The organism is Streptomyces sp. NPDC058758 (assembly GCF_042746075.1).
Taxonomy (GTDB): Bacteria; Actinomycetota; Actinomycetes; order Streptomycetales; family Streptomycetaceae; genus Streptomyces.
The window spans coordinates 123,316-146,803 of record NZ_JBHYPS010000017.1 but is presented as its reverse complement, the minus strand read 5'-3'; the positions used below and the strand labels follow the sequence as shown (position 1 = coordinate 146,803).

At 72.2% G+C, this 23,488-nt stretch carries 15 protein-coding genes and 2 pseudogenes; 10 read left to right on the top strand and 7 right to left on the bottom strand.

Going from position 1 to position 23,488, the window contains the following annotated elements:
- Positions 1-566: 566 nt before the first annotated feature.
- From ACFW6A_RS21350 to ACFW6A_RS21330, 5 genes are all read left to right on the top strand, one after another.
- A complete protein-coding gene (locus tag ACFW6A_RS21350; RefSeq protein ID WP_351853728.1) occupies positions 567-1,619 on the top strand; it encodes a substrate-binding domain-containing protein in 1,053 nt (350 codons plus the stop codon).
- A gap of 232 nt (positions 1,620-1,851) precedes the next feature.
- Complete coding sequence (locus ACFW6A_RS21345) at positions 1,852-3,456, top strand: sugar ABC transporter ATP-binding protein (protein ID WP_386642019.1); 1,605 nt, start codon at positions 1,852-1,854, stop codon at positions 3,454-3,456.
- Entirely contained in the window at positions 3,453-4,481 is a 1,029-nt protein-coding gene (locus ACFW6A_RS21340; RefSeq protein WP_386642016.1) for an ABC transporter permease, read from the top strand. The genes ACFW6A_RS21345 and ACFW6A_RS21340 overlap by 4 nt, the downstream gene beginning before the upstream one ends.
- Positions 4,482-4,754: 273 nt before the next feature.
- Positions 4,755-6,266, top strand: a complete 1,512-nt coding sequence (locus tag ACFW6A_RS21335) for an alkaline phosphatase family protein (RefSeq protein ID WP_351853738.1) — start codon at positions 4,755-4,757, stop codon at positions 6,264-6,266.
- Between the two features lie 383 nt (positions 6,267-6,649).
- Positions 6,650-8,230 carry a serine/threonine-protein kinase gene (locus tag ACFW6A_RS21330; protein WP_351853762.1) on the top strand — a complete coding sequence of 527 codons (1,581 nt, stop codon included), beginning with the start codon at positions 6,650-6,652 and terminating at the stop codon, positions 8,228-8,230.
- 428 nt (positions 8,231-8,658) lie between these two features.
- Here ACFW6A_RS21330 and ACFW6A_RS21325 read toward each other — a convergent pair whose 3' ends face one another.
- From ACFW6A_RS21325 to ACFW6A_RS21310, 4 genes are all read right to left on the bottom strand, one after another.
- Positions 8,659-10,410: a beta-galactosidase family protein gene (locus ACFW6A_RS21325; protein ID WP_351853740.1), complete on the bottom strand. Its 1,752-nt coding sequence runs from the start codon at positions 10,408-10,410 to the stop codon at positions 8,659-8,661.
- A 145-nt stretch (positions 10,411-10,555) separates the two neighbouring features.
- The gene (locus ACFW6A_RS21320) at positions 10,556-11,896 is read right to left on the bottom strand and encodes a sugar ABC transporter substrate-binding protein (RefSeq protein ID WP_351853742.1); all 1,341 of its coding nucleotides are present in this window, start codon (positions 11,894-11,896) and stop codon (positions 10,556-10,558) included.
- A 99-nt stretch (positions 11,897-11,995) separates the two neighbouring features.
- The gene (locus ACFW6A_RS21315; RefSeq protein ID WP_351853744.1) at positions 11,996-12,976 is read right to left on the bottom strand and encodes a carbohydrate ABC transporter permease; all 981 of its coding nucleotides are present in this window, start codon (positions 12,974-12,976) and stop codon (positions 11,996-11,998) included.
- 4 nt (positions 12,977-12,980) lie between these two features.
- Positions 12,981-13,907: a sugar ABC transporter permease gene (locus tag ACFW6A_RS21310; protein WP_351853747.1), complete on the bottom strand. Its 927-nt coding sequence runs from the start codon at positions 13,905-13,907 to the stop codon at positions 12,981-12,983.
- Between the two features lie 273 nt (positions 13,908-14,180).
- Between ACFW6A_RS21310 and ACFW6A_RS21305 the strand changes: the two genes are divergently transcribed.
- A complete protein-coding gene (locus ACFW6A_RS21305; protein WP_386484731.1) occupies positions 14,181-15,191 on the top strand; it encodes a LacI family DNA-binding transcriptional regulator in 1,011 nt (336 codons plus the stop codon).
- 363 nt (positions 15,192-15,554) lie between these two features.
- Here the strand turns inward: ACFW6A_RS21305 and ACFW6A_RS21300 are convergent.
- Positions 15,555-15,803, bottom strand: a pseudogene (locus ACFW6A_RS21300) (hypothetical protein); the annotation flags it as partial.
- Positions 15,804-16,248: 445 nt separating this feature from the next.
- Between ACFW6A_RS21300 and ACFW6A_RS21295 the strand changes: the two are divergent.
- From ACFW6A_RS21295 to ACFW6A_RS21285, 3 genes are all read left to right on the top strand, one after another.
- Positions 16,249-17,691 (top strand): RICIN domain-containing protein, encoded by a 1,443-nt coding sequence (locus tag ACFW6A_RS21295; protein WP_351853749.1) that lies wholly within the window; start codon positions 16,249-16,251, stop codon positions 17,689-17,691.
- A gap of 162 nt (positions 17,692-17,853) precedes the next feature.
- Positions 17,854-20,274, top strand: a complete 2,421-nt coding sequence (locus tag ACFW6A_RS21290; protein ID WP_351853752.1) for an RICIN domain-containing protein — start codon at positions 17,854-17,856, stop codon at positions 20,272-20,274.
- Between the two features lie 183 nt (positions 20,275-20,457).
- Positions 20,458-21,270: a DeoR/GlpR family DNA-binding transcription regulator gene (locus ACFW6A_RS21285; protein ID WP_386642010.1), complete on the top strand. Its 813-nt coding sequence runs from the start codon at positions 20,458-20,460 to the stop codon at positions 21,268-21,270.
- A gap of 24 nt (positions 21,271-21,294) precedes the next feature.
- Here the strand turns inward: ACFW6A_RS21285 and ACFW6A_RS21280 are convergent, their stop codons facing one another.
- Complete coding sequence (locus ACFW6A_RS21280) at positions 21,295-21,471, bottom strand: hypothetical protein (RefSeq protein WP_386642007.1); 177 nt, start codon at positions 21,469-21,471, stop codon at positions 21,295-21,297.
- On the opposite strand from ACFW6A_RS21280, the pseudogene ACFW6A_RS21275 reads away from it, so the two are divergent.
- Positions 21,434-21,679, top strand: a pseudogene (locus ACFW6A_RS21275) (XRE family transcriptional regulator); the annotation flags it as partial. The gene ACFW6A_RS21280 and the pseudogene ACFW6A_RS21275 sit on opposite strands and share 38 nt — an antisense overlap.
- 86 nt (positions 21,680-21,765) lie before the next feature.
- Here ACFW6A_RS21275 and ACFW6A_RS21270 read toward each other — a convergent pair.
- Entirely contained in the window at positions 21,766-23,469 is a 1,704-nt protein-coding gene (locus ACFW6A_RS21270) for a sigma-70 family RNA polymerase sigma factor (protein ID WP_386642004.1), read from the bottom strand.
- Positions 23,470-23,488: the final 19 nt, after the last annotated feature.

Below are 23,488 nucleotides of genomic sequence, written 5' to 3'. Positions count from 1 at the left end.
CGGCGCCCCTGGGATTAAACCCCCCCCGGGGCGCGGCTTCTCGCCGCTTTTGGGGCCCCCCCCCCGGCCCTCCCCGGCCCACCCGCGGTTTGCCCCCGGGTGCCGCCCCGAGCCCTTCCGCCCGGCCTGTCGCGCGACGCGGTCGGCCGTCTCGTGCAGTCCGCCTGCGGGCGGGAAGGGGGTCCGCGGGCTCTTCGGGTCGACCGTGCGAGTCCAACAAATTTCAACATCTCGATGTGCGGCCGGGTCGTGGTGGCGCATAGCAAGCGATTGCTGCACTTGAGAACTCCATGCGGCCCGATGGCGGCGACGTGTCGATCCCCGAGCCGTGACGAAGCCTGTTGACTTTTGATCGAAACAGCGATTTTCTGTGGTGCATCACGTTGGTTAACGAATGACTGCGGCGCCTTCGAACTCCCCGGAGGCGCCCGGTCGTCCGCTCTCGCACCGTCGTCGGCCAGGTCCGGAATCCCGTTCCCCTGCCTCGCCGCGACCCTCCGCGAGTCCACCTGGATCCGTGCCTCACCGGTTGGCCGTGTGCGGCATGTCCGAGCAAGGGGAATGACATGTTCACTGAACACCACCGGCGGCCGATGACGGCAGTCGTCCTGGGCCTGGCCTCCGTTCTCGCGCTGACCGCCTGCTCCAGCGGGCAGCAGGCGGCGGGTTCGGGGGACGCGGACGTCGCCCGGGTCGACGGCAAGATCTCCCTGACCTACCTCCAGAAGCAGGGCGACCAGGAGTACTTCGTCGGCGAGGCGGCCGGCGCCAAGGCCAAGGCGGACGAACTCGGCATCGACCTGAAGGTCGTCAATCTCGGCACCGACGCCAACAAGACCGTCAGCGAGGCCCAGTCGGCGATCTCGCAGAAGAGCGACGGCCTGATCGTCGTCGTCCCCGACCCGGCGGTCGGCCCCCAGGTCGCCCGGCTCGCCAAGGACGCCAAGGTCGCCCTGCTCACCTCCGACGACCAGATCTGCACCACCGGCCCGGACCCCTCCTCCTGTCCCGCCGACGCGCTGGTGCCCCGCGTCGGCTTCAGTGGTGCCCAGATGGGTGGCGAGGTCGGCAAGCGGGCCGCAGCGGAGTTCAGGAAGGCCGGCTGGAAGCCCGAGGAGACCCGCACCATCTCCGCCTGGAAGCAGGACGTGACCGTCTGCACCGACCGCGTCAAGGCGGCCGAGGAGGCCTTCGCCGCCGGTGCCGGAGCCGAGGTGCGGAACATCGACGTCCCCACCGACAACAGCCCCACCGGCGCCCAGGACAAGATCGCGGCCACGATCACCGCCAACCCGGACGTCAGGCACTGGGTGGTCTGGGGCTGCAACGACGAGAACGTCCAGGGCGGGGTGACCGCGCTGGAGAACGCCGGCTTCGAGGCCGACGACGTCATCGGCGTGGGCCTCGGCGCCTACCTGGCCTGCAAGAACTGGGGCTCGGGCAAGCCGTCCGGCATGAAGGCCGCGCTCTTCATCAACGGCGAGGACGTCGGCGCCCTGGCCGTGCAGACGATGTACGACAAGCTCAAGAACGGCAAGGCCTTCCCCGAGGAGGCCTTCGCCCCGACCACGATGGTCGACGCCTCCACCTGGAAGTCCGCCGGAGTCACCTGCGGCTGAGCCGCGGCCCCCGACGCCGGTGCGGCGGCCGCCCCGCTCGCCGTACCGGCCCTCCTGCCGTACCGGCCCGCTCGCCGTACCGGCCCTCCTGCCGTACCGGCCCGCTCGCCGTACCGGCCCGTCCTGCCGTACCGGCCCGTCCCCGCCGTCCGGCACTCCGCCGTCCCGTCCCCGCCGCCCGGCACCCCGTCGGCCCGCCCCCGTCCCCGTCCCTCCAGCCCGTGAGGCCACCATGACCACACCCGGCACCCGACCCCCCACGCAGGCGACCCCAGGCGCCGGGGTCGCCGTCGAGAACATCACCAAGCGCTTCGGCGCCGTACAGGCCCTGGGCGGCGTCACCCTGACCTTCCCGCCCGGGCAGGTCACCGCCCTCATGGGCGAGAACGGCGCGGGCAAGTCCACCCTGCTGAAGATCCTCACCGGCGATCACCGGCCCACCGAAGGCCGCGTCCTCCTCGACGGCGCGCCGGTCTCGTTCGCCGCGCCCCAGGACGCGCGCAGGGCCGGAATCCGCATCATCCCGCAGGAGCCGGAGATCATCCCGCACGTCTCCGTGGCGGAGAACGTCTACGCCGGATCCCTTCCCCGCACGGCCGGCCGACGCCTCGACCGCGCCGCACTGCGCCGCAGCATCACCGACGACCTGGCGCGGCTCGGCTTCGAGAAGGTCATCGACCCCGACCGGCTCGGTTCCGAACTGACGGCAGCACAGCGCCAGTTGGTGGAGATCCTGCGCGCCCTCACCGGCGAGGCCAAGGTCATCGCCTTCGACGAGCCGACCTCCTCGCTCGCGGAGAACGAGGCCGAGGCGCTGTTCGCCCTGATCGACCGGCTGCGCGCCCGGGGCATCGCGATCATCTACGTCTCCCACCGCATGAAGGAGATCTTCCGGCTCGCCGACCGGATCGCCGTGCTCCGTGACGGTGTGTCCGCCGGCGTCCTCGACGCCGCGCACACCACCGAGAGCGAGGTCGTGCGGATGATGGTCGGCCGTGACCTCTCCTTCCTGTTCGTGCGGCAGGACGTCGCCCGGGACGAGGTCGTCCTGGAACTGGAGGGCGTCACCACCGACGACGTCACCGACGTCAGCCTGCGCATCAGGGCCGGGGAAGTCGTCGCCCTCGCCGGGCTGATGGGCGCAGGGCGGTCCGAACTCGGCCTCGCGCTGGCCGGCGACCGCCCCCTGCGTTCCGGGCGGATCGCCCTGAACGGCGAACCCCTGCGGCTGCGCAGCCCGAAGGACGCCATCCGGGCCGGCATCGGCCTGGCCCCGGAGGAGCGCAAGGCCCAGGCCCTCTTCCTCCGGCGCTCCGTCCGCGACAACACCTCCCTGGTCAGCCTGGAGCGGCTGCGCCGGCTGCGCTTCGTCCGCAGCGGCCGGGAGAAGGCCGTCGCCCAGGACTTCTCCGACCGGCTCAGGGTGCGCACCCCCTCCATCGAGCACGAGGTGCGCAAGCTGTCCGGCGGCAACCAGCAGAAGGTCGTCCTCGCCCGCTGGCTGCTGCGCCGGCCGAAGGTGCTGATCCTCGACGAGCCGACGCGCGGCATCGACATCGGGGCGAAGGCGGAGATCTACCGGATCATCGCCGACCTCGCGCGGGACGGCGTCGCCCTCCTGGTGATCTCCTCCGAACTGCCCGAGGTGCTCGGACTCGCCGACCGCGTCGTGGTGATGCAGAACGGCCGCGTCACCGGCGAACTCGGCCGCGCCGAGGCGACCGAGGAGTCGATCCTCCACCTCGCCATGGCCGACGACCTCGTCCCCCTGGAAGCCGCCACCGTCCCGGCCGCCGCCCGGCCCCGTACCGACTCCGCCCCTGGAGGCCCCCGATGACCACCGCCACCACCTCCCCGCCCGAGTCCGGCAGGGCCCCGGCGCCGGCCCGCAGGCGTTCACCGCTGGCGGCCCTCGGCGGCCAGAACCTCAGCCTCATCGGCGCCCTCGTCGTCGTGCTCGCCCTCTTCGGCGTCCTCGACGACAACTACCTCAGCCTGTCCAACATGCAGGTCGTCGCCGAGGCGGCCACTCTCACCGGCCTCCTCGCCGTCGTCCAGACCGTCGTCATCATCTGCGGCGGTCTGGACATCTCCGTCGGCTCCCAGGTCGGCGTCGCCTCCGTCGTCAGCGCCATGGTCTTCACCGCCACCGGCTCCGGATCCCTGACGGGCATGGTCGCGGCCGTCGCGGCCGGCCTCGCCATCGGCGTCCTGAACGGCGTCGTCATCGTCCACGGACGGGTCAACCCCACCATCGCCACCCTGGCCGGACTCGCCGCCTACAAGGGCCTCGCCCAGCTCCTGTCCGACGGCCGCGCCCAGGGCTACGTCCTCGACGACGACCTCTTCGTCTTCCTCGGCCGCGGCAAGATCGCCGGCCTGCCCGTGATGGTCTGGATCCTCGTCGTCACCGCCGTCGCCGTGCACGTCCTGCTCACCTACACCGACATCGGCCGCAACCTCTACGCCATCGGCGGCAACGACACCGCGGCCCGCCTCGCCGGCATCGACATCAACAAGTACCTCGTCGCCGTCTACGCCCTCATCGGCATGGTCGCCGCGATCGCCGGCATCCTCCTCACCGCCCGCACCGGCTCCGGCCAGCCCGTCTCCGGCAGCGAGGGCCTCGAACTCAAGGCCATCACCGCCGCCGCGCTCGGCGGCTGCGCGCTCAAGGGCGGCAAGGGCGGCGTCGGCGGCACCCTGCTCGCCGTCGCCCTGCTGGGAGCCCTGGAGAACGGCCTCACCGTCCAGGGCATCAACACCTTCTGGCAGAACGTCGCCCAGGGCGCCCTGCTCGTGGCCGCCGTCGTCATCCAGCAGCGCCGCAACGGCGAACGCGCCGTCGGACTCCCGCACTGACCACGCACCCGGACGAGGCCCGCTCCCCCGTACGCGCCGGGGGAGCGGGCCTCGTGGAGGGTTGCGGGCCACGTCGATTTCCCGGGCCCGGAAGCGGGGAGGCGCCGGCATTCGAAAATCGCAAAAAGATAACGGGTCTGAACCAAGAGTCGTCGGCTGTTCATCTGCGATGAGTTCCGAGTAAAGCCGTTGCTCCTCGGCCGGACCCAGGCTCGTCAGCGCCCGGCCGTGAAGGCCGTGCACCGTCCCACAGGTCCTCTCCGAGGAGAACTCGTGCACCTGTCCCCCTCCGCTCGCGCCGCCCTCGTGGGCACCGTCGCGGCAGTCCTGCTCCCGCTCGCCGTCTCCGCCCACGCCGCGGGCGCCGACGCCGCGCCGTCCGCCGCCACGGCGGCCGTCAAGCGTCCCAAGTCGCTGGTGATCGGCGTCGACGGCGCGACCTTCGCCACCTTCGACAAGGCGAAGATGCCGCGGGTCAAGGGCCTCATGGCGGCCGGCATGACGGCCACCGGCAACCTCTACGCGAACCCGATGGCCCCCACCTCGTCAGGCCCGGGCTGGTCGACCATCGCCACCGGCGTCTGGCCCGACAAGCACAAGGTCGTCGACAACGCCTTCACCGGCGCCCGCTACGACCTCTACCCCGACTACGCCACCCGCCTGGAGAGCGCCGACCCCACGCTCGACACCCTGGTGGTCGGCACCTGGGGCCCGATCCCCACCACCGTCTTCGGTCCCGCCGTCGACGCCCGCCTCGGGGGCGTCGGCGACGCCGACACCACGGCGACGGCCGTCTCCCGGCTCAGCACCACCGACGCGGACGCCGCCTTCGTCCACCTCGACGACGTCGACGCCGCCGGCCACGCCTCGGGCACCGGGTCCCAGGCGTACCTGAACGCCCTCGAAACCGCCGACACCGAGATCGGGCGGATCCTCGACGCCGTCACCTCCCGGCCGACGTACGCCGACGAGGACTGGCAGATCCTCGTGACCGCCGACCACGGCCACAAGCCCACCGGAGGCCACGGCGGGAACACCCCCGGCGAGCGCCAGACCTTCGTCATCGCCAAGGGCGCCGGCTTCGCCCCGGGCTCGGTCCGCCACGACGTCAAGGTCACCGACGTCGCCCCGACCGTCCTCTCCCACTTCGGGATCGTCCCCGACCCGGCGTGGCAGCTCGACGGCAGGGCGATCGGCACCCTCGCGCCCGACGCCTTCGACGCCCTCCGCCCCTCCCTGAGGACCCGGGTCGACGAACTCGGCCTGCCCTCCACCCTCAAGGGCTGGACGACCACCGCGCCCGGCGGCTGGACCGTCGACAACTCCGCCATGCCCACCGGTGGCGTGACCGAGTGGCGCGGCTGGTCCTTCGCGACCGACGAGTTCTGGACCAACGCGGCCCTCGGCCAGAGCCGCGAGACCAACGTCCGGGCGCGCGACGTCTTCGCCGTGGCCGATTCCGACGAGTGGGACGACAAGGCCCACGGCGCCGGGCAGTTCGACTCCACCCTCGTCGGCCCGGCCCTCGCCGTGACCGGCGGCACGTCGGCGACCGTCTCGTACGCGACGAACTACAAGGTGGACGGCCCCCAGACCGGAGACGTGTACATCTCCTTCGACGGCGGCCCCCGGCAGCTCCTGCGGTCCTACCGCGCGGACCGCAACGCCTTCGAGCGGCTCACCGTCGCCGTCCCGGCCGGCGCCACCACCGCCCGGCTGTCCTTCCGCTACACGGGCACCAACAGCGCCTTCTGGACGATCGACCAGGTCACGCTCACCTCCTGACCTCCTGACGCACCGGCGGGGCCGCGGACCGGGAGCGCGCGTGCCACGGGCGCTCCCGGGATGCCCGCCCGGACGGAGGAACCCGACGCGCCGGGAGCGGGACTCCTGCATGCCCTGTACAGGGAGCGGACGGCAGGAACACCCGGAACCACCGGAGCAGCCCTACCCTGCGGACGAGACGTGACCCCCGCATCAACGGAGCCACCCGATCCCGCAGTTCCACCGGAACCAGCCGACGCGACGGATCAACCCTCATGACACAGCCCCGTACCACACCCCCAGGAGATGGATTTCTCCCGTGAAAGGGACTCGGTGAAACCGGGTTCGCCTGGAAAACGTGAAGGGTGGCGGGATGGAAGGGCTACTGTCTGCCCTCGGTGATCATGGAGTTCAAAGGAAGGGGTGCTCGCGTGCGGGACCTGCGGGAGGATGATCCGCGGAAGGTCGGTTCGTTCCGGATCGTCGCACGGCTGGGTAGCGGCGGAATGGGGACGGTCTACCTGGCCGAGAGGGAGGGCCGGGATGGTCAGGTCGCAGTCAAGATGATCCGGCGTGACCACGCACAAGAGGAGGGCTTCCGGCGCCGGTTCGAGCGGGAGGCGACCGCGGCCAGCTCCGTGAGGAGCCCGTATACGGTCCGCGTGATCAGCTTCGACACACAGGCCCCTGAGCCGTGGATCGCCACGGAGTACGTCGAGGGCCTGTCTCTGCGCGACCACGTCTTGAGCCGAGGCCCGCTGGGGCTGGCGGACGTTGTGGAACTTGCCCTCGGGCTTGCCTTCGGTTTGGCCTCGATCCACCGGGCGGGCCTGGTGCATCGAGACCTCAAGCCTGGAAACATCCTGCTCACCGAGAAGGGCCCCAAGGTAATCGACTTCGGGCTCGCCTATGCCACGGACTTCAGTCATGCCACGCACACCGGCGTGGTGCTGGGCACGCCAGGATATTTTTCCCCTGAACAGGTTCAGGGGAATCCGGTCAGCCCGGCCTCGGACATCTTCGCCCTCGGCGCCGTCCTGACCTTCGCTTCCTCGGGCGGCCACGCCTTCCGGGGCGCTACCCCTCTTACTGCTCAATACCATGTGGTCCACGAGGAACCGGAACTCGCGGACGTCCCCGAAGAACTGCGGGACTTAATTTCCGCCTGCATGGCCAAGGATCCACAAGACCGCCCACCCGTTAATGTGATCCTCGCGCAATTGACTTCCCTGCGCTCCTATGGGCACAGGAGGGGCGGAGGCGGCCCCGGGCGAACGCCTCCCCGCCCGGTCGGGGCCCGCTCCGTGGCCGAGGCCCCGGCCACCCGGGAGCGCGCCCCGGGACGGCTTGCTCTCGCAGCCTCGGCTGCGGCCCTACTGTTCACCGGAGCGCTTGTCGGCCCCTGGATTTTCCCTGGCTACGGTCCCGACCGCGGAACTCCCTCCACCACCACCGCGCCCATTCCTGACCGGCTCACCCATTCCCCCTCCCCGACTTCCGTGCCGGATGGCCTGCCTCCGGATTATGACCCCGAAGAAAATGCCCTCGTCTCGGGTTACGAGAAGTACAAGTACAACTTTCTGACGTTTAGTGACTTTCGGGACGAGTGTGTTCTCGATGGGGCCTTGAATCCCGAGGAAGGGATGGCCGTGAAAAATTCTGGGGAGTATGAAATTTATGTGCATCCGCTAGAGCTTCGAGGTGGGCAGATTTCTCTCGCGAATATCTCGGTGAAAAGTGCCCAATCCGAGCCCAGGGGAGAGGCGATGGAGATCCGTGTGTACAACCCCAAGGGGAAAGGTTTTGTCATTCCTGTACCCAAGGGAAAGAGAGAGTGGACTTTCCGGTGGCCTGACGCGCTGACGGCAGAAAGGGCCTTGGATAAGGAGGAACCGGTTCGATCGCAGTTGATGGACGGCCCTTACATGATCTTGCTTGTCCATGGATGGGCCCGGGCGTGCGGCGGTCTGACAGGGAACCCATAAGGTGAAGATCCGTGTGGAGAAGGCGTACTGCTCCGCTGGGCACCCCCGTCGGCTCCGCAGCCGGAACCTCGTCGCACCGATGGCCCGCCCCGGTATCGAGTCCGGCGATAGGTTCGTCCGGTGCGGCGGAGGATCGCGCAGTCGCTCTTTCGGCTACCGCCGCCTCACCGTCCGGTACGAACGAAGAGGGGGCCGGTTCACCTCCGAGTTTCGTGACCTGTGGGCAGTGCGGCTGTTGTGCCGGGTGCCGGACGTGTCCGCGTCCCTCGGTGATGCCGCCGGGTTCCTGGGCGCGGGACTGTTCGCCCGGGACCTGATCGCCGTCCGTGTCGAACCGGCCCGGGGCCCCTGGCGACCACCGCTTCCCCGGAGTGCGGACCGGCCCGGACGCACGGGGGACGCGTCCGGGCCGGTGGTGTGGGGGCCGCCTACTCCTCGGTGGGGCCGAGGTCGGGCGTCGCGCGGAAGTCGACGGTGCGGGCCCGGGGTCCGGCGTGGAGCTCCAGGACGACGAGTTCGTTCGTGCCGGCGCGCAGGACCGGAGCGGGGACGTACAGCGACTTCTGGGGTCCGCGGGACCAGTAGCGGCCGAGCGGGAAGCCGTTGACCCAGGCGTTGCCCTTGGTCCAGCCGTCGAGGTGCAGGAAGGTGTCGGCCGGCTCGGCGACCTCGAAGGCGCCCCGGTGGAGGGCGGGGCCCACGGGGGTGGTCGTGGTGGCCGAGAAGGGGGCGTCCCCCGGAGTGGTGAGCGGGAGCGGCCGGTTCGTCCAGGCCGTGGGCTCGACGCCGTCGACGAGGACCGCGCCGAGCAGGCCCTTGCGGTCGTGGATGCCCTGGCCGTAGTTCACCCGGCCCTGGTTCTCCACCAGGATCGACAGCACGCTGCCGGCCCGGGGCGCAGTGAAGGCCAGCGCGTGCTCGTGGTTCTCCCGCTCCAGGACGCCCACGGGCTGCCCGTCGACGAAGACCTGGGCGCGGTCGCGGACGTGCTCGACCTCCAGCAGCGCGGGGCCGCGCAGGGGGAGCACGGTCTCGTAGAGGACGAAGCCGAAGTCCTGTTCCAGCTCCTCCATGGTGAGCGGCCGTCGCGAGGCGACCGGCCGCGCCAGCGCCGACGCGTTCGGCAGCAGCTCGGCGGACTCCGTCAACGCCACCGCCGGGACGGCGAGTTTGGCGCCCGGTGCGGGGGTGGGACCGTGGGGGACGGGCGCGTACTTGGCGATGACGTCGCGGAAGGCGGTGTACTTCGGCGTCGGGTCACCGGCCTCGTCGAGCGGTGCGTCGTAGTCGTAGGAGGTGACGGTGGGCCGGTAGGTGTGCTTGTCGTTGGCGCCGTTGGTGAAGCCGAAGTTGGTGCCGCCGTGGAACATGTAGAGGTTGACGGAGGCGCCGGCGGCGAGGGCCTCGTCGAGTTCGCGGGCGGCGTCGTCGGGGTCGCGGACCACGTGGCGGGCGCCCCAGCGGTCGAACCAGCCGAGCCAGAACTCCGTGGTCATCAGAGGCCCTTCCGGGCGCTGTGTGCGCAGGGCGGTCAGGTGCCGGGCCGAGCGGCTGCCGAAGTTGGCGGTGGCGAGGACGCCGGGCAGGGAGCCGCGCTCCAGGTCGACCGGCTGGTCGCAGGTGAAGAGCGGGACGTCGACGCCGCAGCGGCGCAGCGAGTCGGCGATGTGTTCCAGGTAGGCGGTGTCGTCGCCGTAGGCGCCGTACTCGTTCTCCACCTGCACGGCCAGGACCGGGCCGCCCCGCGAGGCGAGGTGCGGCAGGAGCGGGGTGAGCAGCCGGTCGAAGAAGTCGTCCACCGCCGCCAGGAAGCGGGGGTCGCGGGAGCGCAGCCGGATGTCCGGTTCGGCGAGCAGCCAGGAGGGCAGGCCGCCGCCCTCCCATTCGGCGCAGATGTACGGCCCCGGCCGCAGCAGCACGTACAGCCCCTCGGCGGCGGCGAGTTCGAGGAAACGGGGGAGGTCCAGGCCGCCGTCCAGCACGAAGCGGTCGGGGCGCGGCTGGTGGAGGTTCCAGGGGACGTAGGTCTCGACGGTGTTGAGCCCCATGAGCCGTGCCTTGCGGAGCCGGTCCCGCCACTGGTCGGGGTGGACGCGGAAGTAGTGCAGCCCGCCGGACAGGAAGCGGAAGGGCTGGCCGTCGAGAAGGAAACCGGCCGTGTCTATCTGGAGATCGGGCATGCGCTGAGGTGCTCCTGTAGGTGAGGGGTGGTGCGGGGCGGGCGTCGCTTCATGGTGGTTGCGCAAACATGTGGGGTGTGGTCGTTCCCTTCCACGGGCGTGCGGGGCGGAGGCGCGGTGCGGCTCCGCCCCGCGGCGCGCAGTCCTACTTGTTGACGGTGAAGCCCTGGTCGTTGCCGTAGGTGACGCTGGCGTCCTGCCAGGCCTTGAGGCCGTCGGCCAGCTTGGTGGAGGAGACGTAGGCCTTGCCGACGGTGTCGTTGAAGACCGAGTTGGCGTAGACCTGGTAGGGCAGGTACGACCAGTCCGTGCCGACGTTGCGGGCCGATTCGGCGAAGACCTGGTTGGCCTTCTGGCCGCCGAAGTAGGGGAACTCGGTGTCGAGGAACGCCGTGGACTCCAGGTCGGCGCGGGTGGCGGGGAAGGCTCCGGCGGCGACGCGGGTGGTGGCCCCGGTGCCGGTGGTGGCGAACTCGGTGAAGGCGTAAGCGAGTTCCTTGTTCTTGGCGGCCTTGGGCACGGCGAGGGAGCTGCCGCCGTTCTCGGCGCTGCTCTTGTCGCCCTTGGTCCACTGGGGGAGGGGGGCGACGCGCCAGTCGCCGGAGGCGGAGGCGACGCCGGAGGTGAAGTTGGCGGGCATCCAGGCGCCGATGGAGAGGGTGGCGATGGTTCCGTCGGCGAGTCCCTTGTACCAGGCGTCGCTCCAGGAGGAGACGGGTGCGACGAGCTTGTCGTCGAGGAGCTTCTGCCAGGTGGCGGTGTACTTCCGGGTGCCCTCGTCGTCGAAGTTCACGTCGATGGAGGTGCCGCGGGAGTGGTAGGGGCGCCCGCCGGCCTGCCAGATGAGGCTGGTGGTGGCGCCGGCGTCGCCGGTGTCGTTGGTGATGAAGACCTTCGGGTCGGCCTTGTGCAGGGCGCGGGCGGCCTCGACGTACTCGTCCCAGGTGGTGGGGACCTCGATGCCGTGCTTGTCGAAGACCTTCTTGTTGTAGAAGAACGCCATGGGGCCCGAGTCCATGGGCAGGGCGTGGATGCCGTCGTCCTGCCGGACGGCGTTCCAGGGGCCGGGGGTGAAGCTCTTGGCGTACTTCCGGGCGCCGTAGGGGGAGAGGTCCTCGACGGTCTTGGCGGTGGTGAACTGGCCGAGGGCGTAGTACTCGACCTGGGCGACGTCGGGGGCGCCGGAGCCGGCGGCGATGGCGTTCTGCAGGGCGGTGTACTGCTTGTCGCCGGTGCCGGCGTTGACGAGTTCGACGTCGACCTTGGGGTACTTCTTCTCGAAGTCCTCCACGACCTTCTTCAGGGTGGGTTCCCAGGCCCAGACGGTCACCTTGCCGCCCTTCTCCAGCGCGGCGGCGACGTCCTTCGGACCGGTGTCGCCGGCCCCCGTGTCGGAGTCGCCGGAGCCGCAGGCCGTGGCGGTCAGCGTGAGGGTGGTGAGTGCGGCGAGCGCGCCGAGCAGTCTGCGGGTGGTGTGCGTAGGCATGGGAGGTGCTCCTGGGTGCGGGTGCGGGTGCGGGTGCGGGTGAGTGGGGAGTTCCGGAAAGGGGGCGGTGCGTCGGGACGGCTGGGTCGGAGGGGACGGTCATTCCTTGACGCTGCCCGCGGCGAGGCCGGACCGCCAGAACCGCTGGAGCAGCAGGAAGACCGCCACGATCGGCACGATCGTCAGCAGGGAGCCGGTGATGATCAGGTCGAAGACGGCCTCGCCGCCGGCGGTCTGGGCCTGGGCGTTCCAGGCGTTGAGGCCGAGCGTCAGCGGGTACCAGTCGGGGTCCTTGATCATGATCAGCGGCAGGAAGTAGTTGTTCCAGGTCGCCACCATCGAGAACAGCAGGACGGTGACGGTGCCCGGTGCGAGCAGCGGCATGGCGATCGTGAAGAAGGTGCGCAGTTCGCCGGAGCCGTCGATGCGCGCGGCCTCCAGGAGTTCGGTGGGGACGGCCTCGGCGGCGAAGACCCACATCAGGTAGAGGCCGAAGGGCGAGATCAGCGACGGGATGATCACGGCCCACGGGGTGTTCGTCAGGCCCATTCCGCTGAACATGAGGAAGGTGGGGACGGCGAGGGCGGTGCCGGGCACGGCGACGGCGCCGATGACGACCGCGAAGATCGCCCTGCGGCCGGGGAACTGGTACTTGGCCAGCGCGTACCCGCCCAGGACGGCGAGGACCGTGGCGCCGCCCGCGCCGGCGACGACGTACAGCAGGGTGTTCAGCAGCCAGCGGACGAAGACCCCGTCGTCGTACGCGAGGGTGCGGGTGACGTTGTCCCACAGGTTCACGTCGTCGGCGAACCAGAGGCCGAAGGAGTCCAGCAGGCCCCTCTGGTCCTTCGTCGCGTTGATCAGCAGCCAGGCCAGCGGCAGCAGGGTGTAGACGAGGACCAGCCCGGTGACGAGGGTCAGCGGGACGCTGGGGCGGGGGTTGAGCGGGGTGTGCGGGGGTCGTCGGCGGCGCTTCGGCGCGGCGGCCCCGGAGGAGGCCCGGGTGGGGGACCCGGCGGCGGCCGGCTGCGGGGCGCCGGAGGGGCCGCCGGTCGCGGCGCTGGTGAAGGTGGTGGTCATCGGCTCAGCCCTTCCGCATGCCGCGCAGCTGGACCGTGTACGCGATGACCGCGGTGATCACGCCCATCACGATCGCGACGGTCGCCGCGTAGTTGTGCTGCTGTCCGGCGAAGGACAGCGAGTAGGTGTAGAGGTTCGGGGTGAAGTCGCTGGTGATGGCGTTGGGGGCGAGCTTCTGGAGGATGCTGGGCTCGTTGAAGAGCTGGAAGCTGCCGATGATCGAGAAGATCGTGGCGATCACCAGGGCGCCGCGGATGGCCGGGAGCTTCACGGAACGCACGACGCGCCACTCCCCGGCGCCGTCGATCGCCGCGGCCTCGTACAGCGAGCGGGGGACGACCTTGAGCGCGGAGTAGAAGATCAGCATGTTGTAGCCGACGAACTCCCAGGTCACGATGTTGCCGAGGGAGGCGAGGACCAGGGACGGCGACAGCGGGTCGGGGAGCGTGACCCCGAAGGCGTCGTTGACGTTGCCGACCAGTCCGAACTGCGTGCCGTACATGAAGCCCCAGATCAGACTGGCGACGACGGCGGGCACCGCGTACGGCAGGAAGACGGCGACCCGGAAGAAGTCCGCGCCGTAGAGCCGGCCGCTGTCGATCGCGAGCGCGACGAGCAGGGCGATGCCCAGCATGACCGGCACCTGGACGAGGAGGAAGAGACCGACGCGCGTCAGACCGTCCCAGAAGCGGGGATCGGTGAGCGCGTCGGCGTAGTTCTCGATGCCGACGAAGGAGGTCCCGCCGATGAGCCGGTCCCGGAAGAGGCTCAGATGGAGGGCGTATCCGATCGGCGCGAGGAACACCAGGCCGAAGACCGCGACGAACGGGCCGGCGAACCCCCACCCCACCAGGGCTTCCTTGCGGAGCCGGAAACGGGTGCGTGGGCGGGGCGGCGGGGCCGCCTGTGCTGACGTCGACAGGAGCGTCATGGTGGGTCCTTGCGTCGATGACCGGACGGTCGGGAGACGGAATGCGAAGAGAAAAGGCCCTGTGGCCGAGAACCGCCCCTGTGAGGGGCTGGCCGACGAGGAATGTTTACGCAATCATCGGTAGGGTGATGGTGGCATCGCCGGTGGGGGCCGTCAAGCACGAAGTGACGGCGAATGAGAGGGAATCGGGTGACTGAGCAGAAGGCGACCGGTCGGTCGGCGGCCGAGAGCGACGGCCGGCGGAGGGCGCGGGGCAGGCCGCGCCGGGTCTCCATGGCGGACGTCGCCCAGCGGGCGGGGGTCTCCGCGCAGACGGTCTCCCGCGTCTCCAACGGCGACGCGGCCGTCATCGAGACGACCCGGCGCAAGGTCCTCGACGCGATGAAGGAGCTGGGTTACCGCCCCAACAGCGCGGCACGAGCCCTCAAGCGCGGTGACTTCCGCGCCATCGGCGTCATCATCGGCGGCCTCAGCAGCACCGGCAACGTCAGGACCCTCGACGCCGTCACCGGCTCGGCGTCCCGCGCCGGCTACGCGGTCACCCTCATCCCGCTCGACGCGCCCACCCAGGACAACGTCAAGGGCGCCTTCACCCGCCTCGACGAGCTGGCGGTCGACGCCGTCGTGCTGATCATGGAGGTGCACCTCCTCGACGCCGTCGCCCCCACCCTGCCGCCGCACGTCAAGGTGGTCGTCGTGGACTCGGACGCCACGGGCCGCTTCCCGGTGGTGGACACCGACCAGCGGCAGGGCGCCCGCTCCGCCGTGCGCCACCTGCTCGGCCTCGGCCACGACACGGTCTGGCACGTCGCGGGCCCCGAGGAGTCCTTCGCCGCGGGCCGGCGCGCCGAGGCCTGGGAGGCGGTGCTGCGCGAGGAGGGGTGCCCGGTGCCCCCCGTCCTGCGCGGGGACTGGGCCCCCGGGTCGGGTTACGAGGCCGGCCTGAGGCTCGCCGACGAGGAGTCCTGCACGGCGGTCTTCGTGGCCAACGACCAGATGGCCCTCGGCGTGCTGCGCGCCTTCCACGACCGGGGCGTGCGCGTCCCCGAGGACGTGAGCGTCGTCGGCTTCGACGACATCCCCGAGGCGGCGTCCTTCATTCCGCCCCTGACCACGGTCCACCAGGACTTCGCCGAGGTCGGCGCCCTGTGCGTCGACGCCGTCCTGCGCGAACTGGCGGGCGAGACCGTGACGGGGGTGCGCCTCGTGGCCACCACCCTCGTGGAACGCGACAGCACGGCACCGCCCGCCCCGCGGGGCCGGGGCGCCGACCGGGAGGGCTGAGGGCGACGCGACCGGCGGGACGGGCGCGCCCGCGTCGTCGGGGTCCGCCGGCACGCCCCCGCGCGCCGGCGCGCGGGGAAGGAGTCGGCGGGACCGGCGAGGCGCCGGACCGTCCGGTGGCCGAGGCCCGGCAGGTGGCTCACCACTCTCTGGGGGCCGTGGGCCCGGCCGAAGTCGACGTTCGGGTACGCGCGCCCGGTGTCGCCGTCGGCGGCGACACCGGCATCGGCGGCGGCAGCCGCGGCGACGGGGCGTCGGGCATCCGCGACCCGACGGGCACGACGCCCTTCACGGACCGCGGCACCAGGTACGGGAAGGCGTGCCGCAGGGCGGCCCCGGTCCGGGTCCGCACGCCCAGGGAGTTCACGGAGCGGCCGGCCCCGCGGGCGGCGTCGGCGAGGGGGCCGGGCGTGCGGGCGTCGCCGTGCGCTCCATGACGAAACAGGCCGCGCCCGGCGCGCCGAAACGGCCGGTGACCCGCGCCCCGGCCGCCGTGTCGGGGCGGTAGCCGAGCGACTGTACGGCGGAGAGCGCCTTCTCACGGGTGCGGACGTCCACGTTCTGGCGGTTGTTCGCCATGGGGCGGACGGGCTGCGAGGAGACGCCCGCCGCCGCGGCGACGTCCGCCCTGGAGGGTCACCGGCGCGCGAGCCGGGAGCGGGGCGGCCGCGTTCCGCTGCCCGTCGCCACCGTCTGGACCTCCCCTCGCGGACGCCCGGGGCCGCCCATGCGAAGGCCCTTCGTCGTGTTGGCGCAAACATACCCGTCGGCCGAACTCCGGCGGATCCCGTCCGAATCCTTGACAGGCCCGGTCGCCCCTCCCAAACTCTCGTCCCAAGCGCTCATGTTTACGCGAACATGGCAAGGTGACATCTCCCCGTAACGGGAGCGTCACCTTCCGTCGGCGGCGCCGGGGCCCACCGGCCGCCTCCGGTCGACCCGCGATCCCGCGAGCGCGCCTCCTCGGAGCCACAGGCCCGGCACCGGAGGTGCGCCGCCGCCTGCCCGCCCGCCACGTCAGACACCCCTCCCCCCCCAGACCACGAGGTACGCGATCATGCGACGTACGTCCTCGGGAACGGCCACCGTGCTCACCGCGCTCTGTGCCGTCCTCCTGTCCCTGCTGGGCGCCGCCGGCACGGCCCACGCCGCGGCCGTCACCGTCACCAACGCCACCCGGTTCACCGACCCGGCGGGCAACCCCGTCCACGCCCACGGCGGCGGAGTCCTCAAGGTGGGCTCGTACTACTACTGGTTCGGAGAGGACCGCAACGCCGACAACAGCTTCCGGTACGTCTCCGCCTACCGCTCGACGGACCTGAAGACGTGGGAGTTCCGCAACCACGTCCTCACCCAGGAGACCGACCCGGAGCTCCGGGGCGCCAACATCGAACGCCCCAAGGTCGTCCACAACGCCGCGACCGGCCAGTTCGTGATGTGGATGCACAAGGAGGGCAGCGCCACCGACTACTCCGAGGCCCGGGCCGCGGTCGCGGTCTCCTCGACCGTCGACGGCGACTACTCCTGGCGCGGCAGCTTCCGCCCGCTGGGCCACATGTCCCGGGACATCACCACGTTCGTCGACACCGACGGCACCGGCTACATGATCTCCGCGGCGAACGAGAACGCGGACCTGCACGTCTACCGGCTGACCCCGGACTACACCGGCATCGACGCCCAGGTGCAGAAGCTGTGGGCCGGGCAGTGGCGGGAGGCGCCCGCGATGTTCAAGCGCAACGGCGTCTACTTCCTGCTCACCTCCGGCGCCACGGGCTGGTCCCCCAACCAGCAGAAGTACGCCACCGCCACCAGCGTCACCGGCACCTGGACGGACCTCAAGGACGTCGGCGACGGGAACGCCTACGGCTCCCAGACCGCGTACGTCCTCCCGGTCCAGGGCACGTCCGGCACCTCCTACCTCTACATGGGCGACCGCTGGGGCAACTCCATGGGCGGCATGGTCCAGGACTCCCAGTACGTCTGGCTCCCGCTGAAGTTCCCCACCGACACCACCATGACCATGGACTACTTCCCGCAGATCACCGTGGACACGGCCGCCGGCACGGTGCAGGGCCTCGGCACGTGGGAGACGCTGACCGCCTCGCACAGCGGCAAGTGCGCCGACGTCGCCGACCGGTCCACCGCCGACGGCGCCGCCCTCATCCAGTGGGGCTGCGCCCGCAGCGTCAACCAGCAGTTCTGGCTGAAGTCCGCCGGCAACGGCCGGGTGCAGATCGTGGCCCGCCACAGCGGCAAGTGCCTCGCCCCGCGGGACGCGTCGAAGGCCGACGGCGCCGCGATCGTCCAGTACGCGTGCGACGGCACGACCGCCCAGCAGTGGACGGTGAAGGCCTCCGGCGGCACCGTGCAGCTGTCCGCCGCGCAGAGCGGCAAGTGCCTGGACGTCACGAACACCTCCACGAACGACGGCACGCCGCTCATCCAGTGGAGCTGCAACAGCAACGCCACCAACCAGAAGTGGCTCCGCGCGACCGTCTGACCGCCCCCCGGCCGCGGCGGGCCGCGCCTTCGGTCCGCCGCACCGCGCCGGCGATCCCGGATCCGACCTTCTGAATCTCGGATCCACGATCTCGGATCCACGATCTCGGATCTCGGATCCCGGCCCTCGGATCCACGACGCCCTCAAGGAGACCGACCGACCATGCCCCCCACCCGTGTACGTCCCCCGAACCGCACGCGCGGCAGTGCCGCGCTCCTGGGTGCCGCGGCCGTGGCCGCGCTTCTCGCGACCGGGCTCACGCCCGTGGCCTCCGCGGCGGCCGAGAGCGCCGAGCAGGCCGTGACCGTCCGCCCCGACCCCAGCTACCAGCAGCAGCCGTTCGAGGGCTGGGGGACCGCGCTCACCTGGTTCGCCAACATGACCGGCGGCTGGCCGGACGCCCAGCGCAACGCGCTCGCGGACGCCCTCTACGGCGCGGACGGCCTCGGCTTCACCATCGCCCGTTACAACATCGGCGGCGGCGACAGCCCCGAGACCGCCCCCTACATGCGGGCCGGCGCCGCCGTCCCCGGCTGGTGGAACCGCCCGGGCCCCGAGTCCCCCGACTGGTGGGACCCGGACGACCCCGCCCACTGGAACCCGGACGCCGACGCCAACCAGCGCTGGTGGCTCACCGCCGCCAAGGCGCGCGGTGCCGACACCTTCGAGGCCTTCTCCAACTCCGCGCCCTACTTCATGACCCGCAGCGGCCTGGTCTCGGGCAACTGGAACGCCGGGGAGGACAACCTCCGCTCCGACCAGTACGAACGGTTCGCCGCGTACCTCTCGGGCGCCATGAAGCGCGTGCAGGACGCCACCGGCGTCACCTTCGACACCCTTTCCCCCGTCAACGAGCCGAACACCGACTACTGGGGCGCGGGCGGCCGGCAGGAAGGCTCCCACTGGGACCCCGCCTCCCAGGCGCGCATGCTCACCACCATGCGGGCCCGGCTGAACGCCGACGGCGTCAGCACGCGCATCGCCGGCATGGACGAGACCAACCCGAACACCTTCCGCGCCAACTGGGACGCCTACGACCCGGCGGCCAAGGCCGCGGTCGGCCGGCTCAACACCCACACGTACGGCACCGGCGGCCGTACCGGCGTCCGCGACATAGCCAAGGGCGCGGCCATTCCGCTGTGGATGTCCGAGGTGGACCTCGGCGGCGGCGTCGGGCAGAGCTTCACCGACATGAGCCCCGCCCTCGACCTCACCCAGCGCGTCAACGAGGACTTCCGCGAACTGGAGCCCCGCGCCTGGGTCCTGTGGCAGGCGGTCGAGGACTACGAGAACATGACCCCGGAGCGGGAGAACTCCAACTGGGGCCTCATCCAGACCGACTTCACCCCGGCCGACGCCGCCACCGAACCCCTCCGCAAGAACAAGAAGTACTGGGCGATGGCGAACTACACCAAGTTCGTCCGCCCGGGCGCCCGCGTCATCAACACCGACAACGCCGACACCTTCGCCGCCCTGCGGCCGGCCGGCCAGGGCGCGGTCGTCGTCCACACCAACCCCACCGGCGCGCCCCAGCGGCTCACCCTGGACCTCGGCGGGTTCCAGAACGTGGGCACGGGGGCCGTGCAGCGCTACACCACCGACGGCACCAAGAACCTCCAGCGCGAGAGCGACCTGGCCCCCGCCGGGAAGACGCTCACCGCCACCGTCGGGCCCGGCTCCGTCACCACCTTCGTCCTGCCCGGCGCGACGGGCGTGAACACCGCCGACACCCTGGCCCCCACCGGCGCCGCGCGGCAGCTGCTCAACGACCACAGCGGCAAGGCCCTGGCCGTCGCCACCGCCAACGGCCAGAGCACGCTGGTCCAGCGCACCTCCAGCCCCGGCACCGCCGCCCAGCAGTGGAAGTTCACCAAGCTCGACCCCGCCGACTGGGGCAACACCGCCGCCTACCGCATCACGAGCGTCGCCACCGGCAAGGCGCTCGCGGCCCGGGGCGACTCCCTCACCCTGGTGAACGCGGGCACCTCCGCCGAGCAGAAGTGGATGCTGTCCACCACCGGCGACGGTCACCACACCCTCGTCAACGCCGCCGGAGGCAAGCTGCTGGACGTCAGCGGCGAGTCCACCGCCGACGGCGCACCCGTCGGCGTCTACCGCCCGACGACCGGATCCAACCAGTCCTGGACCCTCCGCCCCGTCGTCGCTGACACCTGGGCGCCCCTGCGCCTGCGCCACAGCGGCAAGTGCCTCGACGTGAGCGGCGCCTCCACCGCCGACGGCGCCCGGGTCGTCCAGTACACCTGCGGCGGCGCGGCCCACCAGCAGTGGTCCCTGCGCCCCGCGGGAGGCGGCCACGTCAGCGTCGTCGCCCGGCACAGCGGCAAGTGCCTCGACGTCACCGGCGGGTCGACCGCCGACGGCGCGGTCGTCTTCCAGTACGGCTGCAACGGCGGCGCCAACCAGCAGTGGTCGGTCCACCGCTCGTCCGACGGGTACCTCACCCTGCTCGCCCGGCACAGCGGCAAGTGCCTCACCGTGAACGGCGCCTCCACGGCGAACGGCGCCGAGGCGGTCCAGTACGCCTGCGGCACCACCGCCGACCAGCAGCTCGGCACCTCCTGACGGCCCGGCCGGTCCGGAGGGCGCCCCGTCTTCCGGGCCGGCCCCGGCACGTCCCCCCGCCCCGGGCGGCGGGCCCCGCCCCCTCAGACGGAGGTATGTATCCTGTTCGAATCTGATGACTTCGGTGGGCTTCGTGCAGGCCGGAGCCCCCACGAGACGGACGACACGGAGGCGGAGGGCCCGGTGCTGGCGCTGCAGCGGCGAGCGGTGATCCTCGACCTCCTGCGCCGTGACGGCGCCGTGCGGGTGACCCAGCTCGTCGAGCGGCTCGGGGTCTCGGACATGACCGTCCGGCGGGACCTGGAGGCGCTGGCCCGGACCGGCACGCTGGAGAAGGTGCACGGAGGGGCCGTCGCCACCACCGTCACCACCACCGGCGAGGAACCCGGCTTCGAGGCCAAGGCCGGCCTGGAGTCCACGGCCAAGGCCGCGGTGGCCGGGGCGGCGGCCGCCCTCGTGAAGCCGGGCAGCGTCGTGGCCGTCTCCGGCGGCACGACCGCCTTCGCGGTGGCGGCCCGGCTGCGGTACGTCCCCGGCCTCACCGTCGTCACCAACTCGCTGCCCGTCGCCGAGCTGCTGCGCGGCTTCGCCGACGAGCCGGACGCGGGCGCCCCCGCCGTGCTCCTCACCGGCGGCGCCCCGACGAGGTCGGCCGCCCTGGTGGGGCCGCTGGCCGACCAGGCGATCCGCTCGCTCCAGGTGGACCTCCTGATCATGGGGGCCCACGGGGTGTCCGAGCGGGCGGGCGTCACCTCCCCGAACCTCGCCGAGGCGCAGACCAACCGCGCCCTGATCGAGTCCGCCGCGCGCCTCGCCGTGGTCGCGGACCACAGCAAGTGGGGCGTGGTGGGCCTCAGCCGCTTCGCCGCGCTCTCCGAGATCGACTACTTCGTCTCGGACGGCGCCCTCGACGAGGAGGCCCGCACGGTGCTGGCCCGCGAGACCGGCCGGCTGATCCTGGCCGACGCCGCGGGCGGCGCGCCGGGCGACGCCTGAGCGGTACGTCCCCGCCCCGGGCGGTCAGCCGCGCACGGGGAGCCCGAAGCCCTGGCGGCCTTCGGGGTCCAGCCCGGTCTCCAGCCGCGGCGAGGGCAGGTCGTAGCCGCCGGAGTTCTGCCGCCGGAAGGCGATCGGCTCGGTCGACTCCAGGGCGAGCAGCCGCCGCCTCTGGGCCCGGGCGGACGTGCGCGCCCGCAAGACGTACCGGCACCCGCTGGTGGGACCGCTCGAATTCCACCAGGAGAACTTCGCCCTCCCGGAAGTGCCGGGCACGGAACTGCTCGTGCTGTGGGCGGCCCCCGCCGGCCCTTCCGAGGACGGGCTGCGCCTCCTCGCCGGCCTGGCCGCGGACGGCGGCGTCGCCCCGCTCGCCGTCCGGGCCCGTGAGCCGGGGGCGTCCGGGTGACCCTCCGGCAGCCGTGGCGGCGGGGCGTCCCGGACGGCCTCGGCTCACGGGCGCCGCGTCCGAAGGCGCAGTCGGTCCCCCGGCACTCAGGAGGAGGCGCCGGGCGCGGGCCGCAGGACGTGGAAGCCCGCTGCGTGCCGTGGGCCCGATCTCATCGAACTGCTCCACCAGACCCGGGAGTTCTCCTCGTCGACCTGGACCACGTGGACCCGGCTTCCGTCGAGGAGGAGCACCGGCGCGCCCTCGTACACCCAGGCGGGCCGGGGGACGGGGGCGCGCCGCCGGGGCGCGGGGCGGGGCGGCGGGGGGAGGAGCGGGGGCACCGAGGGGGCCGTGCTCCGCAGGGCCGCCTTCGGCCGGGGGCGGGGCGGCTGGGTGCGGGTCGTCGTGCCGTCCGCCGGCCGGCCGGTGCGGGGGGCCGGGACGGGCGGCTGCGGAGGGGTGGGCCGGGGCGTGTCCTTCGGGGGCGATGGGCGGGGCGTGCGCTTCGGGCGTGCCGCGCGGGCGGGCTTCGCCGGCTCCCCGGTCCGGGGGCCCCGTACGAACCCGAGCAGCTTGGCGCGGGCCACGCCCTCGATCTGGCGGATCCTCTCCCGGGTGAGGCCGAGGTCCTTGCCGATCTCGTCCAGCGTCGCCTCCTGCTCCCCGAACACCCCGGCCCGGCGCCGGACCACGAGGGCCTCGCGCTCCGTCAGCCGGGCGAGGAGCGCGGCGAGTCGCTCCGCGTCCAGCCGGGCGAGGACGTCCTCCACCACTGAGGGGGTGGCCCGGCGGGCGCCGATCAGATCGCCGAGGTTCGCCCCGTCCCCGACCTCGCGGTCGAGCGAGTCGGTGACGCGGCTGATCCTGCGCACTTCCTCCACCTGACGCACCGACAGGTCCGCCGCGACGGCGACGTCCGCGACGCCGCGCGGCCGTCCGGCGCGCTGGAGGTCGCGCTCGGCGCGGGCGACCTTCCGCATCCGCTCGTGCATGTGCGCGGGGATCCGGATGGCGGTGCCCTCGCCGGTGACGCCCCGTTCCATGCTGTGCCGAACCCACGGCCAGGCGACCGAGGAGAACCTGAAGCCCCGTGCGGGGTCGAACCTCCGCGCGGCCCGCATCACCCCGAGCATGCCGTGCTGGAGGAGGTCCTCGTCCTCCAGGCCCCGGCCGGCGAACTCCTTGGCGCAGGCGCGGGAGAGCCCCTGGTTGTGCAGGACGAGGCACTCGTACGCCCGGCGGCGGAGGTCGTCGCGCGGGAGGGCCGCGAGCTCCTCGGCGTCCGGCTCGACGTGCATGCGGGCGGGTCCGCCGCGCAGGAGGACGCTCAGCCCGACCTCTGCCGCCGCGCCGAGGAGCCGCGTGTCCGGCCTGCCGGTCCTCCGGTCCTCCTCCAGGACGTGCCGGGCCGCTTCGAGGGCGTGCGCGAGGTCGAGGGCGACGGGATCGGCGGGGCGGCCGGCGGGCGCCGGGGCTGCCTCGCGCGCCCGGGGCCCGGGGGTCCGGGTCCCGCGCGCCCGGGGTGTGGGGGTCTGGGTCCCGCGCTCCCGGGGCGTGGGGGCCTTGGTCCCTGGCGTCGTGCCTCCGGCGTCGACCTCGATGCCCGCTTCCCGGATCAGCCGGTCGAAGCGGGCTTGTTCGGAGGCGTTCAGCCCCGCCAGGCGGGCCACCCCGGACCGGGCCCGTTCCGTGACCCGGTGCCCGTCCGCGTACCGGCGCAGGAGGGCGAGCGCGGAGCCGAGGCGCGGGGGTGCGGCGGCGGAGCCGAGGCGCGGGGGTGCGGCGGCGGAGGCGAGGCGGTGGCGCACGGTGGTCCCCCTGCTGTGT